The following is a 15,105-nucleotide window of genomic DNA, read 5'->3' as shown; positions in this document are numbered from 1 at the left end:
CACAATTTTTTCAAATGCATGAACGGTGATAAAAGGGTCTCCCAATTGGAAAAGACAGTGCACCTCCTCCGACAGCAGTGAAGGGCGGAATTATCGTGAGAACCTCATGAATACAGCCATTCTCCTGTTGCTTTTGCAATTAAAGTATATTACTATTCGCCACTGTTGCATAAAGGCTTACAGCTAAAATTCCCCGAAAAAGGAGTTCCAACGCAATGCTTGGCATAATGAGGAAATACAAACAATCCGTCCTTATCAAGATTGTTTTCTGCATCATCGTCTTATCCTTCGTCGGCACCATCTTTCTGGTATGGGGAAGAGGCGACGAAGCCACTGGCGGGGATTTCGCCGCAAAGGTAAACGGAACCAAAATATCAATGGACGACTACCTGAAGAATTACGATCGGATGAAAAGCCTTTATCAACAGATCTACGGACAAGCCATGACGCCAGACCTGGAAAAGCAGCTGGGTATCCGCAAAATGGCCATTAACAGCTTGATTGACAATGCCCTGGCCGTCAAGGAAGCAAAGCGGATGGGAATAGCTGTAAACAAGGATGAAATAGCCAACGAGATAGCCAAGGTACCGGCCTTTCAAAAGGACGGTGTTTTCAACTTCGACCAGTATACCCAGATGCTCAAGGCTTACCGAATGACCCCCGCCAACTTCGAAGAGGGGCAGGAGCAGGAAATGCTGGTGAAGAAAGCCAGAGAAAAGGTCAAGGAGCGGGCCACGGTCAGCGATCAGGACCTGCAGCAGGCTTTCAACAAGCAGAATGACAAGGTAGATCTTTCTTTCATTTCCTTTTCCCCCGGTGACGTCAGGAACGAAGTGAAAGTGACCGATCAGGATCTCACCACGTACCTGCAGGGACACGAGAAAGAATTCCAGACTCCGGAGAAGGTCAGCATTGCCTATGCCCTTGTCAGTCCTTCCCAGTATTCCTCAAAGGCGACGGTAACCGATGAAGAGGCTGAAACCTACTACCGGAAAAACATCGACCGCTACCAGGGCAAAGGAGGCATCCTTCCCTTCGCTGAGGTGAAAGACCGGGCCAAGGCAGACGCCATTAAACAGAAGGGCGCCAAGGAAGCCTACGAAACGGTAGCCGACACCATTAACAAAAACCTGAAAGGTGGTGACATAAAAGCCGCTGCCGCCAGTCTCGGTGTGAAAGTCGAGGAGACCCCGCTCTTTACGGCAAAGACAGCCCCGGCACCACTGGCCGACGAAGGCGAGGTCATCAAAAGAGCATTCCTCCTCAAGCAGGGGGAACTTGGCGGACCGATCGAGACTGCCAAAGGAATTTACATCATCAAGGTCATGGAGAAAAAACCTGCTGCAGTACCTCCTCTGGCCGAGATCAAAGGTCAGCTCACCCAGAAGGTCACTGAAGAAAAAGCCCGAGAGCTGGCAAAGAAGAAGGCTGAAGAGGCACTTGCACAACTGGCCAAAGGGACCGGCACGGTGAAGACCCAGGAAACGGGAGCCTTTGCCTATGCCGCCAATGGCGTCATCCCCCGCATCGGTACATCCCCCGATCTGATGGAAGCCGCCTTTAATCTAACCGCTGCCGCCCCTACACCGAAAAACATCTTCAAGGCCGGTGATCGCTGGTACGCGGTCAAACTCAAGCAGCGCATCGAGCTAAACCGTGCTGATTTCCAGAAGAACAAGGAACAGATCAGACAGACCCTGCTGCCGAAGAAGCAACAGGAAGCTTTGGACAACTGGATGAAAGAGTTGAAAGCCAAGGCCAAAATACAAATCAATCCATCTATACTTTCTGATTAGAAGGAGTTAAAAGGTATGTCCAAACTTGTGTTGACTACAGACTTCCCCGACCTGAAACTTGCCGCACGGGGCAAGGTGCGTGATATCTACGATCTGGGCGAGACGCTCCTCATTGTCACCACCGACCGCATTTCCGCCTTCGATGTCATCATGAACGAAGGGATCCCGGACAAGGGATACGTCCTCACCCAGATCTCCGCCTTCTGGTTCAGGCAGATGGAGGACATTATCAAAAACCACATCATCTCCACCGAGGTGAAGGATTTCCCGTCGGCGTGCCAGAAGTATGCTGATATCCTGGAAGGCCGTTCCATGCTGGTGAAGAAGGCCAAGCCCCTACCCGCCGAGTGCATCGTTCGCGGTTATATCTCAGGCTCAGGCTGGAAGGATTACAAGGCCACCGGCTCCATCTGCGGCATCAAGCTGCCTGAAGGACTTAAAGAATCCGACCGGCTGCCCCAGCCTATCTTCACCCCTTCGACCAAGGCAGAGCTGTACCCATGACGAAAACATCTCCTTTGAGAAAATGGTGGAGCTGTGCGGAAAAGAAACCGCCGAAAAAGTCAGAGATGTAACCCTGAAGATCTATATGAAAGCCCGCGACATCGCCGACACCAAGGGTATCATTATAGCCGACACCAAATTTGAATACGGCATCTACAACGGAGAACTGATCATCATCGACGAGTGCATGACACCGGACTCCAGCCGTTTCTGGCCAAAGGACAGTTACCATCCCGGCGGGCCGCAACCCAGCTTCGACAAGCAGTTCCTGCGGGACTACCTGGAAACCCTGGACTGGAACAAATCAGCCCCTGCCCCGCCACTGCCTGAAGAGATTGTCAGAAAGACAGGCGAAAAATACATGGAGGCGCTGGTAAAGCTTACGGAAAAAGTAAAGTAGTAAAAAGCCCCGATCGGAAACGGTCGGGGCTTTTTTTATGCTGAAAATGGCAGAGAATCACTCCAGCTCGACCAGAAGGCTCTCAAGCTCATCAGCAGTTGTTACTGGTGGCCGACAGGCCCCACTTGCGCATATATATGCTGCTGCGCCAACTGCCGGCGCCTCCATTGTCCCTGCCCCTGCATCACCGTCTTCGGCATGCCTTAGAACCAGCCCCGGAATGAAATGTCTGTTTATGGCGGCAAGCAACGCCCTGATCTCGGCCCCTTCCCTTGCCCCAGCCAGTGTTATCTCTATTTTTTCCGCGTGCTGGTAGTCATGGGCCATTATGAGTTGCAGGTAGCCGGCGGGCTGTTGCAGGGCGTTGCCGAGAAATGCCCCCACCCCCTGTTCTCCCGCTGTTTCCAAAGAATCATCCTTAAGTATTTTCCCCAGGCGCAGCAGATTCATGGCGGCTATTGAATTGCCGGAAGGCATGGCCCCGTCATAAGCGTTCTTCTGCCTGATCAGGACCTCCTCCGCGTCCATGCCGCTGTCGTAAAACCCTCCGCCCGGCGCGGAGAAAAGCCTGATTATATCCCTGGCCAGCCGCAGTGCTTGGAACAGGTATTCCTGATGAAGAGAAACCTGGTAGAGCTCCAGCAATCCCCAGCCGAGAAAGGCGTAATCCTCAAGAAAGGCAGGGATTTTCGCCTGCCCCAGGTGATAGCTTCTTGACAGACGACCTTCTCTGGTCTGGAGCTTTTCCAGGATAATTGTAACCGCACTTTCAGCGGCCCTCAAATAGGTTTCATCCCCGGTCACCCCGTATCCCTTGGCCAGGGCAGCTATCAACAGTCCATTCCATGCCGTCAGCACCTTGGCATCCCTGAGCGGCCGGATCCGTTTTTGCCGAACGGTTAGCAGCTTCGCCCGCCATTTTATCAGGTCACCTTTGAATGACTCGGCAATCAGCCCCTCACGATCAGCGAAAGATGCAATGGAAGCCGGCAGATGAAGGATGTTTTTGCCTTCGAAGTTACCTTTTTCCGTTATGTCGAAAAGCCGGCAAAATAGCCGTGCAGCCTCTTCTCCCAGAACTTCTTTAACCTCGGCAGCGGCCCAGAGGTAGAATTTTCCCTCTTGACCCTCTGTGTCCGCATCCTGAGCGGAACAAAATCCCCCATCGATGCCGGTCATCTCCACCAGGCAGTAGTTAAGTATTTCCCGCACCACTTCGCGATAATAATTCTTGCCTGTCGCCTGGAAAGCCTCGGCAAAGGCAATGGCTACCAGGGCCTGATCATAAAGCATCTTCTCGAAGTGGGGCACCAGCCATTGCCGATCCACCGAATATCTGTGGATGCCGAATCCCAGCTGGTCATAGATGCCTCCCTGCCGCATTCTGGTCAGCGTATGTTCGGCCATCTGCAGCGCCTCAGGTCGGCCAGCCTTCCAGCAGCGGAGAAGGAAAGAAATATAGTGGGGCATGGGAAATTTCGGCGCCTGGCCAAATCCTCCCCAATCACCGTCATACATGGCAGCCAGCTGATTGAAGGCTGCCTCTTCAAGTTCTCCACCTGCATAGGCTGGTTCAGTCCAACTCAGCCGCTCAAGTGATGCCATTATGGTTCTGCAGCTTTCCTCCACCTTATCCCGTTCCCTCTGCCAAAACTGTGAAATCCTCGCCAGCAGATCAATGATACCGGGCATCCCCATCCGCCTTTCCTTCGGCAGATACGTGGCGGCAAAGAAGGGTTTTTTATCCGGTGTCAGGAGAACATTGAGGGGCCAGCCGCCGCTGCCTGATATCATCTGTGCCACCGCCATAAACTGGTCGTCTATATCCGGCCTTTCCTCCCGGTCTACCTTGATGGCCACAAAGGAATCGTTCAGCGTCTTGGCCACCTCACGATCTTCGAAAGATTCATGGGCCATGACGTGGCACCAGTGGCAGGTGGCGTAGCCTATGGAAAGAAAAATCGGTTTATCTTCAGCCCTTGCCTTGGCAAAGGCTTCTTCTCCCCACTGAAACCAGTCGACCGGGTTTTCCGCATGTTGCAACAGGTAAGGGCTGTGGGCAAAAATGAGCCGGTTGAAATCCGCGCCGCCATCGGCCGGAATACGACTTTTATCCAAGGATGCAAGTCTATGCAGATTTTCGTTCTCGTCGTGAAATCCCCCATGCGCAGCCATATCAGCTCCATTGACAAAAGTTGCGGATTTTTGGTTTTTAGATTATTGTACCACCTCCCAATACAGTTACCCCCGTTGTCGATCAAAACATCTGTGGAGTCCAAACCAATGCCTGTACTTCTCTTTGCCTTCCTGCTGTCGATAGTTGCTGCCGTACCATCGCTGGCAACAGAACTAGTTGTCGGCAAGTTCAGCGCCGAGGATCTGGGAGAGTGGACCGAGAAATCTTTTCGGGGAAAAACCGAATACTCACTGACAAAGGACGAAGGCAAAAGCGTACTCATGGCCCATAGTGTCAAGGCCGGCTCCGCTGGTAAAGAAGGTTTCCATCGATGCAAGAAAATTTCCTGTTTTACGCTGGTCGTGGAAAGTCGACCACACCTTGAAGAAGGAAGATATCAGAAAGAAAAAAGGGGATGATTTCGCAGCTCGAGTCTATGTGGTTTTTCCACGTACCTTCTTCTGGCGGATGCGGGCCATCAACTATGTCTGGGCATCTAAAATGGCCAAGGATTCCCATGCACGGAGCCCCTACACCTCGAACTCAGTAATTATTGCCGTTGAATCCGGGGATGAGAACATAAATAAATGGGTCACTGAAGAACGGAATATCTATGAAGACTACAGGAAGGTTTTCGGCGAGGAGCCGCCGCTTTTGGGAGGGGTAGCCATAATGACCGACACCGACGACACCCAGGATGAAGCGACCGCCTATTACGGAGATATCTTTTTCGATGGGAAGTTGCAGGGCGCACAGGAAAACGTGCGCCCCTGAGGCTGCTTTATCCGATTATCTTTGCCAGACGGCTCCGCTGTTTCTCCAGGCGGTGTTGTCCCTCTTCGATAACCTTCAGAAGCTCTTTCTTTGTCTGGTGTGCCATGTCGGGTGCCTTGTCAAGGATCTCTTCAGCCTTGTCACCGACCGTTTCCACAATGTCCGAGACATGGGCGGAGAATTCATGCACTACCCCTTCCGCTTTCTGCCGGGCCTTTTTCACACAGCGCACCAGATCGCGTCGGGTCCTCTTGCCGGACTGGGGAGCAAAGAGAAGAGCCGCCCCCGCCCCGATAATTCCCCCTGCCATAAGCAGCAGCGCCCCAACCAGTACGTCGTTGTTCCTCTCTTCCATGTGCACGCCTCCCCGTAATTTTCTCAAAATGTATTATACCGTGCTTCGGGCAAAATCCCACAGCTCGATTAAATATATAACAGGATGATGAAGGGTTATGGGGTCAATGGCGCATCTCTTCTTTCAGCCCTTCAACAACGGCTTTCACCTCGGCGATCATTTCCGCCGCCTGGGGCGATTTCTCCTTCTTCAGGTAAAGCTCAAAGTATTGGATTGCTTCGGCGAGACGCTCCTGGTCAATGCAGATATTGCCAAGGGTGAGATAAGACATGGTGAAATTGGGATCAAGCCTCACCGCTTCCAGGGTCTCCTTTTCAGCTGATTCCAGATCACCCAGATCATAAAACAGGTCTCCCAGGTTGAAACGTGCTGCGGCATCGTTGGGGTCCAGGGCAATCCCTTTGCGGTAGCTTCAATTGCCTGGTCATTTTTGCCAAGGCCATAATAAAGGTCGCCAAGGGCATTCAGAGCAAACACATTGTGCGGATCTAACTCCAGCGCCTTGTTAAAGACCTGCAGCGCATCATCTGCCCGTTCCAGGCTGTTATAAACGAGCCCCAGGCTCACGTAACCATCAGCCTCCGCTGGACGCAGTTCTATTACTTTTTTGTAAGCAGCAATCGCGTCTTTATGCTGCCCGCTCTCGAAGAGGATATCACCCAGTGAGGTCCACGCCTCCATATCTTCCGGTGCGCGCTTCAACCCTGCTTTAATCGATTCTATGGCCTCTGCCTGTTTTCCGGTTTCGGCAAGTGCCTCGCCAAGATAAAAATAGCCCTCGGCGTTATCCGGTTCGACCTCCGTGCATGCTTTGAATTCCACCGAGGCTTTTCCGTATTCTCCAGCTTCCAGTAAGGAAATGCCCTGAGCCAGCCGCTCATCGAAATTTGTCGTCATTTATTCCTCCAGTCTGTGTCAGTTTCAGTCTCAGGAAAGCCATGTATGGCTTCCGGGTGGAAACTATATCAAAAACTTCCAATGATTGCTACAGCAACCATATGCCAACCCATTAAAGTTTACCCTTTCCTTTTCCATTAACTGCTCTATAATTAGAATATTTTTGAGCAAAGGCTGCCATTATGGGCGACGAGCGCCACGAAACTCTGGGACTGCGCACGCTGGAAGATATCAGCGGCCTGATCCTCCATTCCCATGATCTGCAGGAGACCCTGGACAACATCGTCAACCTTGTTGCCAAACGGGTCGGTTCGGACGTCTGTTCCATCTATCTTCTGGAAGATGACGGAGAAACCCTGCGACTCAAGGCTACCAAAGGTCTGTCCCGTGGTTCGGTAGGCAAAATCACCATGAAGACCTCAGAGGGTCTTACCGGCCTGGCTGTTGAGGATCGCAGCATAATTGCCACCGATAATGCCCCCCTTCACCCCCGATACAAATATTTCCGTGAAACGAGGGAAGAAAAGTTCCTTTCTTTCCTTGGTGTGCCGTTATTCGAGCGCAAAACTCCCGTTGGCGTACTGGTTGTCCAGACTCGCGAGGCCCGTGTCTTTACCCCTGCCGAAATAAGCACTATTTCCACCATTGCCTATCAGATCAGCAGCATAGTCATAAACGCAAAGCTCCTGGACTCCATTCACCAAAAGGAAAAGGAACGGGCTTTCTTCGCCAGCGAACTGGAAAAAATGAAGGCAGGTGAAATCAAAGGAAGGTTTCACCCCGAACAGGAGAAAAAGCGAAAACTGTCTTCCCTGATCGGTACCCCGGTTTCGCCAGGCTTTGCCTGGGGTAAGATCTATATTTTCAGCCGGAACGAAAACGACGGCATCGACATGGAGCACGCCGCCTCCCGCCCGGAAGAACGGAAACGGTTCCAGATTGCCCTGGAAAAAGCGAAAATCCAGACATTATACATGGAGAAGCGTGTTGCCGAGGTCATGTCCAAGGAAGACGCCGCGATATTTCACAGCCACCTTATGTTTCTGGAGGACCGTGGCTTCATAACCAAGATCACCGATTCCATCGATAATGGATACAGTGCCGGACAAGCCATAAGGGAAGTGGTCGACTACTACGTCAACGCCTTTGCCAAGATGGAGGATCCCTATCTGCGCGAGCGTTCAGCGGATATGGAAGACATCGGCCGGCGGCTGCTCGGTGCCCTCAACGGCAACAGCAGCTCCAGAAAAAAATTCCGCGAAAAAAGAATCATTGTTGCCGACGACATTCTCCCTTCGGATATGGCAACCATGGATCATGAAAAAGTGCTCGGCATAGTGACGGAGAGAGGGAATGCCGGATCCCATGCGGCCATCATGGCAAAATCTCTCGGCATTCCTGCCGTCGTCGGCATTGACGGGTTGATGAAGCAGATTTCGCCCCGCAACGAGGTAATCGTCGACGGCACTTCCGGCCATCTCTACATCAATCCCGATCAAAGGATAAAGGAGGAATACGAAAGGCTGCAGAGGGACTTCAGCCTGAAACAGCGGGAACTGGAAGGGCTGCGCGATCTGCCGGCTGAAACCGTCGACGGCAGCCGTGTCTTCCTTCGGGCCAACATCGGCCTGCTCAATGATGTGAAGGTTGCCCAGGCGAGTGGGGCCGAAGGGGTCGGGCTGTATCGTACCGAATTTCCCTATATGACCCGCAAGACTTTTCCCAACAGAATGGAGCAGTACAACCTTTACCGTAAAATAGTCGAAGGCTTTCCCTGTCACCCGGTAACCATTCGCACGCTGGATATCGGCGGTGATAAGGGGCTCTCCTATTTTCCCTTTCCCAAAGAAGACAATCCCTTCATGGGCTGGCGTTCCATCAGGGTATCCCTCGAAGAACAGGACATTTTCCGTGAACAACTGGCTGCAATTCTCATGGCATCCGTTCACGGCAAAATCACGGTAATGTTCCCCATGATTTCCAGTGTCGAGGAAATCAGGACCGTGAAACGGATCTTTGAAGAAGTAAAAGATGAGCTCGCGGCAGACAAGAAACCATTTAACCCAGCCATTCCACTCGGAGTGATGGTTGAAATACCGGCTGCAGTCCAGATATCCCACCTGCTCATTCGGGAGGTGGATTTCTTCAGCATCGGCACCAATGACCTTATCCAGTATACCCTGGCTGCCGACCGCAATAACCCAAAGGTAAAACAATACTACGATCCCTACCATCCGGCCATACTGCACTCCATAAAGCGTGTGGCGACGTGGCAGGGGCTGCAGGGAAAAAAGTCTCAATCTGCGGAGAAATGGCTGCAGACCCCATCAACGCCATCCTCCTTCTCGGGATGGGGATATCTGACTTCAGCCTGACAGCTCCGTACATCCCCCTGATAAAACAGGCGATATTGAAAATTACCACGCAGAAGCCAGAGAAATCTCAGCAGCAGCACTGCAAATGGAAAGCAGCGCCGACATTCGTGAATACCTGGCCAAAGCCAAAGCTGCCTTGAAGCTGTAGCCGCAACACACCCTTCAGATTAAAAACATCTCAGTGTTATCACATCCCTATTACGCGTTTTACCTGAACAAAGAAAGCTGATCAATGATCGTTGGTGCTGGCGCCAATGCCTGAGGACATTAGTTTGCATGTGGAATAAATTATGCAGATTAAGGATATATTAATAAGTCATATTAATATCAATATGTCTGGTGGCGGAGGAACAGCCATGGAAAAGGTATTGATCGGTTTGGTGGCACTTTTGCTGATTTCGGCGTGCGGATACAACAATCTTAAGGCAAAAGAGGAGCAAACCAACAGAGCCTGGAATGATCTTGGCTTCTCGTGTCGCCAGCGAGTCGAGCTTGCTGCTGTCTATATCGAAGCTTTGCAAAGGCACATTTCACCGCAAAACGACGTTGTGCAACAGGCAGAAAAGGCCGTAAAAAAGGCTGCCCGCGAGGGATGTCCATTAACCCCGCCGGAAACCTCAGAAAGATTGCTGAAATTCCGTCAGGTCCAGACAGAGCTGTCTGAGACACTGACCCAGCTACATATTTTCTCCAGTAGTCAGCCTTCCCTTTTGCAGGATGACAGCTACCTTGCCATACAAAAACGAATGGAAAAGGCAGAATGTCGATTGAATGAAGCTATAGCCGATTACAACTTCGCCAGCCACGATTTTAATATCAGCAAGAGAAGTTTTCCCCACTCAATGACCAATGCTTTGTTATTGAGATACAGGGATAAGGAACCGTTCGTCGCGGGAGAGGATGTAAAACTGCTTGGCAGGCTGGACTCGTAGGCGGGCTGAAGTGGAAAGGGCGGCTGGTTAGCCAAGTTAGCCGCCCTTCTTTTTTTATGCCAGAACAATCAGCAGGTCATCCTTCTCTATCTTGTCCCCTTCCTTGAATTTAACCTGAGCTATTTTGCCGTCTTCCTTGGCCTTGACATTGGTCTCCATCTTCATGGCCTCGGTCACCATAAGGACATCACCAGCAGAAACCCCATCGCCGGGTTTGACGTTGACCTTCAGAACCTTGCCCGGCATAGGCGCCCCAATGTGCAGGCTGTTCCCTTTATCGGCCTTTTCCCTGCTGACTTCATCGGTTATTGCCGTCTGATCGCGCACTATAACCTGGCGAGCATCGCCGTTCAGTTCAAAGAAGATATGGCGAGTGCCGTCCGGGTGGACACGGCCGATGGCATTGAGTTTGATGATGAGGGTCTTGCCGGGCTCGATATCAATTGCGGTTTCCTGTCCGGGCTCAAGTCCATAGAAAAAGATCGGCGTGGGGATGACTGAAGTATCCGAGTACTCCTGACGATGCTTGTCGAACTCGGGAAAAACGTGGGGATAAAGAATGTACGATATGAGCCCTTTATCGTCAACCGGACGGCCCACTTTTGCCTCAGCCTTTAGCCGCTCCTCGTCAAAGTCAGCCGGCTCGATCAATTCGCCCGGCCTGCAGGTGATCGGTTCTTCTCCCTTAAGGATGATGCGCTGCAATTCCCGGGGAAAGCCCTGGTATGGCTGACCGATCATCCCCTTGAACATTCCCACCACCGACTCGGGGAAGGTAAGATCGTCCCCCTTGATATAGACATCATCAACATCCATGTTGTTTTTGACCAGGAACATGGCCATGTCCCCGACTACTTTCGACGACGGTGTAACCTTGACGATATCGCCGAAGAGCAGATTCACCCGGTGGTACATCTCCTTGCACTCTTCCCAGCGGTCGAGCAGCCCCAAGCCGGCCACCTGGGGTTTATAATTTGAATATTGCCCCCCCGGTATCTCGTGGTGATAAACCTCGGCAGTGCCACTTTTCAATCCAGATTCAAAGGGGGCATAATAATCCCGCACCGTTTCCCAATAATTGGCAAGCTTCTGCAGATTTTCCTCATTGAGGCCCGTATCCCACTCACTCCCTTTCAGGGCAGCCACCAGGGCATTGAGATTGGGTTGTGAGGTCAGTCCGGAGATGGAGGAAAGTGCGGCATCCACGATGTCGACGCCTGCCTGGCAGGCCATGAGGAGCATTGCGCCACCGTTGCCAGAGGTATCATGGGTATGGAGGTGTATCGGTATGCCGACCTCCGATTTAAGGGCTTTGATCAGCCGGGAAGCAGCCAGCGGCTTGAGAAGACCTGCCATGTCCTTGATGGCAAGGATATGGGCGCCCATCTTCTCCAGCTCTTTAGCCATGCCCACGTAATATTCCAGCGGATATTTGTCCCTTTTGGGGTCATTGATGTCACCGGTGTAGCAGATGGCAGCTTCGCAGATTTTTCCCTGCTTGCGCACCGCCTCCATGGCCACTTTCATGCCGGTGGTCCAGTTGAGGGAGTCGAAAACGCGGAAGATGTCTATGCCTGAATGGGCTGCTTCCTCGACAAAGCGCTCCACCACATTATCGGCATAGTTGGTATAGCCGACGGCATTGGACCCCCTGAGCAACATCTGGAAAAGCACGTTGGGAATGGCTTCCGACAGTTTGTGCAGTCTCTGCCATGGGCATTCCTTGAGGAAACGCATGGAAACGTCAAAGGTAGCCCCCCCCCACATCTCAAGAGAGAAGAGATCGGCAGCCAGATGGGAGGTGGGCTCGGCAATTTTCAACAAGTCATAGGTCCTTACCCTTGTGGCCAGCAGTGATTGATGGGCATCGCGCATGGTGGTGTCGGTAATGAGGACCTTCTTCTGCTCCAGTATCCACTTGGCCAGGCCATCAGCCCCTTCTCCATGAATATGTCGCGGGTGCGGCAGGCCGGGACTTGGTGAAATCCACATCCGGAACCGTTGCCTCCAGGAGCTCCGAAGATTTCAGCGGCTTGATGATGCCCGGGGAGCCGTTGACAATGACATCGCCGATAAAATTGAGCACCTTGGTGGCTCGGTCTTTCTTTTCCCGCAATTGCAGCAGCTCGGGATGCTTTTCGATGAACGAGGTGTCGCATTTGCCGTTGAGGAAAACCGGATGGGTAACGACATTCTCCAGGAAAGAGATATTGGTCTTGACTCCCCGGATACGAAATTCCTGCAGGGAACGGTGCATGATGCGGGCAGCTTCATCGAAGGTAAGCCCCCAGGCGCTGACCTTGACCAGCAGCGAGTCGTAATGGGGGGTGATCTGTGCACCGGTAAAGGCATTGCCGGCGTCAAGGCGCACGCCGAAGCCCGCAGACGAGCGGTAGGCCTTGAGAATGCCGAAATCGGGGGCGAAATTGTTGGCGGGATCTTCCGTAGTAATCCTGCACTGCAAGGCATATCCCCACATCTTGACGGCAGCCTGGTTGGGAATATTGATTTCCGGGTCGGACAGGGGCTTGCCTTCGGCCACCAGGATCTGGGTCTGCACCAGGTTGCGGCCGGTGATCATTTCAGTGACGGTGTGTTCCACCTGGATGCGCGGGTTCATCTCGATGAAATAGAAGTTTCCCTCCTGGTCCAGCAGGAACTCCACCGTTCCTGCATTCCGGTACCCCACATGGCCGGCAATTTTCAGGGCTGCGCTGCATAACTCCTCACGCATCTCGGGAGTAATGCAAAGGGATGGAGCAAATTCCACCACCTTTTGATGGCGACGCTGGATTGAACAATCCCTCTCGAAGAAATGAACCAGATTGCCATGGCTGTCACCGAGAACCTGAACCTCGATGTGTTTGGGATTTTCCAGGTAACGCTCCAGGAAGACGGCAGGATTGCCGAAGGAAGCCTGTGCTTCACTGCGGGCAGCGGCTAGCCCTTCAATGAGCTCCTTGCGGTTGTTTGCCACCCGCATCCCCCGGCCACCACCACCGGCAGCCGCCTTGATAATGATGGGATAGCCATAGTTCTTGGCGAAGATAAGGGCATCCTCTTCGTGCTCCACAGGCTCTTCGGTACCGGGAACTACGGGTACGCCGGCCTCCATGGCAACCTTGCGGGCAGCTACCTTGTCTCCCAGCCGCCGCTGCATTTCAGCAGTGGGACCGATAAAGGTAATTCCTGCAGCTTCGCATTTCTCCGCAAACTCCGCATTTTCGGAGAGGAAACCGTAACCGGGATGAATAGCATCCACATCCCTTTTCAGAGCGAGGGCAAGTATTTCATCTATACCCAGGTAGGCGTCTATGGGACTCTTGCCTTTACCGATCAAATATGCCTCGTCAGCCTTGTATCGGTGTAGAGACAGCTTGTCTTCTTCTGAATAGATCGCTACAGTGCCAATACCCAGCTCGGTGCAGGCGCGAAATATCCTGATGCTATCTCACCGCGGTTAGCAGCCATAATCTTTCTGAATTTGCGTTGTGCCATTAATGCCTCCAGACTTAACTATTTTACCGAAAATAAAACAAATAAACTATAGATAAATATTTATTGTTACTAAAATTCTTTAGTCTTTTTAGATATTTAGCTTACACCAAACGAAGTAACAATAAAACCAGAATCACATTTTATTGTCAATAGTAAACATCTGTTATATTATGTAAAGGGTTTAATTTTTCTAAAGATGCATATTTACCAAACTCTTCTTTAATGGTATATTTCTGCAAAAATTTCCAAAGGAGAGATAAAGATGTCGGCAAAAAAAATATCTTTAGTTGCAGCGCTTGCTGTTTTTGCACTCCAGTCGATGCCAGCACTTGGTGTAGAGACGCAAAAAAAGGCGGCACCTGCCGAGCAGAAGGAAACCAAGGAAATGGCAATAAAAGCTTCTCCTTCCGACCCCGTGGCAAAAATTAACGGCACCATCATAACTCGCAAAGAGCTGGACCGGGCGGTAAAGGTGCTCGTCGCCCAGAACAGGCTTCCACAGTCTCTTCCCCCTGAGCAGCAGAAACAGGCCGAGGAAGCTGCACTTGACCAGTTGATCTCTGCGGAATTGATGTATCAGGCAGGTCAGAAAACCGAGATTAAGGATATCGACAAACAGATAGAGGAGAAAATCGGGCAGAATCGCTCAAAGTTCCCCAGCGCAGAGGAATTCGACAAGGCGCTTAAATCGGTGGAAATGTCCGAGAAGGATCTCAAGGAGTTCACCCGCAAGGATATTGTTATCACTGCCTTCATTGAGAAGAACATCATCTCCAACATCAATGTGACTGAAGCCGACGCCAAGAAATTCTATGATGAGAATACCGAAAAATTCAAACAGGACGAAAGCGTCAGAGCCAGCCATATACTCATCGGAGTTGACGCCAAGGCCGGCGAAGAAGACAAGAAAAAGGCCAGGGAAAAGGCCGAAGGCATTCTGAAAAAGATCAAGGCTGGAGAAGATTTTGCCACCCTGGCAAAAGCAGAATCCACATGCCCCAGCAGCAAGCAGGGTGGAGACCTGGGCACCTTCCCCAAAGGGCAGATGGTCGCGCCGTTCGAAAACGCCGCTTTTGCCCTTAAACCGGGTGAAGTCAGCGACGTGGTGGAAACCCAGTTCGGCTATCACATCATCAAGCTGGCGGAAAAGAAGGAAGCCGGCATGGTGAAATTTGACGATGTCAAGACCAAGATCGCCGATTATCTGAAAAGCCAGAAGATTCAGAAGGGTGTCAGTGACTATCTTGAAGAGTTGAAAAGCAAGGCCAAGACTGAAAAATTCTAGGGGTCCTACCCCCCTGCTACCCCTCTCAATCCCCCCTATTCATAGGAGGATTGAGGGGGATTAGTCAAAGCCAAAAGCCCGCAGCTGCGGGCTTTTTTTATTGATTCATAGCC

At 51.7% G+C, this 15,105-nt stretch carries 9 protein-coding genes and 3 pseudogenes; 7 read left to right on the top strand and 5 right to left on the bottom strand.

From position 1 onward, the window contains the following. Positions 1-215 precede the first annotated feature (215 nt). Positions 216-1,796 (top strand): peptidylprolyl isomerase, encoded by a 1,581-nt coding sequence (locus JCM15764_RS09085; RefSeq protein WP_054694896.1) that lies wholly within the window; start codon positions 216-218, stop codon positions 1,794-1,796. Between the two features lie 15 nt (positions 1,797-1,811). Further along, positions 1,812-2,700 (top strand): annotated as a pseudogene (locus JCM15764_RS09080) (phosphoribosylaminoimidazolesuccinocarboxamide synthase). Between the two features lie 57 nt (positions 2,701-2,757). Here JCM15764_RS09080 and JCM15764_RS09075 read toward each other — a convergent pair. After that, positions 2,758-4,875, bottom strand: a complete 2,118-nt coding sequence (locus JCM15764_RS09075; protein ID WP_054694894.1) for a thioredoxin domain-containing protein — start codon at positions 4,873-4,875, stop codon at positions 2,758-2,760. A gap of 108 nt (positions 4,876-4,983) precedes the next feature. Between JCM15764_RS09075 and JCM15764_RS22570 the strand changes: the two genes are divergently transcribed. Both JCM15764_RS22570 and JCM15764_RS09070 read left to right on the top strand, forming a co-directional pair. Beyond that, entirely contained in the window at positions 4,984-5,295 is a 312-nt protein-coding gene (locus tag JCM15764_RS22570; protein ID WP_243688654.1) for a hypothetical protein, read from the top strand. Next, positions 5,186-5,650: a DUF3047 domain-containing protein gene (locus JCM15764_RS09070; protein ID WP_243688653.1), complete on the top strand. Its 465-nt coding sequence runs from the start codon at positions 5,186-5,188 to the stop codon at positions 5,648-5,650. The genes JCM15764_RS22570 and JCM15764_RS09070 overlap by 110 nt, the downstream gene beginning before the upstream one ends. Positions 5,651-5,657: 7 nt before the next feature. Here JCM15764_RS09070 and JCM15764_RS09065 read toward each other — a convergent pair whose 3' ends face one another. From JCM15764_RS09065 to JCM15764_RS09060, 3 genes are all read right to left on the bottom strand, one after another. Next, the gene (locus tag JCM15764_RS09065) at positions 5,658-6,005 is read right to left on the bottom strand and encodes a YtxH domain-containing protein (protein ID WP_012648561.1); all 348 of its coding nucleotides are present in this window, start codon (positions 6,003-6,005) and stop codon (positions 5,658-5,660) included. A gap of 103 nt (positions 6,006-6,108) precedes the next feature. Next, the gene (locus JCM15764_RS26375) at positions 6,109-6,396 is read right to left on the bottom strand and encodes a tetratricopeptide repeat protein (protein WP_279384347.1); all 288 of its coding nucleotides are present in this window, start codon (positions 6,394-6,396) and stop codon (positions 6,109-6,111) included. After that, positions 6,297-6,902 carry a tetratricopeptide repeat protein gene (locus JCM15764_RS09060; RefSeq protein ID WP_279384345.1) on the bottom strand — a complete coding sequence of 202 codons (606 nt, stop codon included), beginning with the start codon at positions 6,900-6,902 and terminating at the stop codon, positions 6,297-6,299. Before JCM15764_RS09060 ends, JCM15764_RS26375 begins: the two co-directional genes overlap by 100 nt. Before the next feature lie 182 nt (positions 6,903-7,084). On the opposite strand from JCM15764_RS09060, the pseudogene ptsP reads away from it, so the two are divergent. Next, positions 7,085-9,425: pseudogene (ptsP, locus tag JCM15764_RS09055) on the top strand (phosphoenolpyruvate--protein phosphotransferase). A 208-nt stretch (positions 9,426-9,633) separates the two neighbouring features. Continuing rightward, positions 9,634-10,209 (top strand): LemA family protein, encoded by a 576-nt coding sequence (locus JCM15764_RS09050; RefSeq protein WP_054694891.1) that lies wholly within the window; start codon positions 9,634-9,636, stop codon positions 10,207-10,209. A gap of 54 nt (positions 10,210-10,263) precedes the next feature. Here JCM15764_RS09050 and JCM15764_RS28075 read toward each other — a convergent pair. Next, positions 10,264-13,707, bottom strand: a pseudogene (locus tag JCM15764_RS28075) (pyruvate carboxylase). Between the two features lie 262 nt (positions 13,708-13,969). Between JCM15764_RS28075 and JCM15764_RS09040 the strand changes: the two are divergent. Next, positions 13,970-14,992 carry a peptidylprolyl isomerase gene (locus JCM15764_RS09040; protein WP_054694888.1) on the top strand — a complete coding sequence of 341 codons (1,023 nt, stop codon included), beginning with the start codon at positions 13,970-13,972 and terminating at the stop codon, positions 14,990-14,992. Positions 14,993-15,105: the final 113 nt, after the last annotated feature.

This window comes from Geotalea toluenoxydans JCM 15764, assembly GCF_001311985.1.
In the GTDB taxonomy this organism is placed as follows: Bacteria; Desulfobacterota; Desulfuromonadia; order Geobacterales; family Geobacteraceae; genus Geotalea; species Geotalea toluenoxydans.
This window is presented reverse-complemented; position numbering and strand designations above follow the sequence as displayed.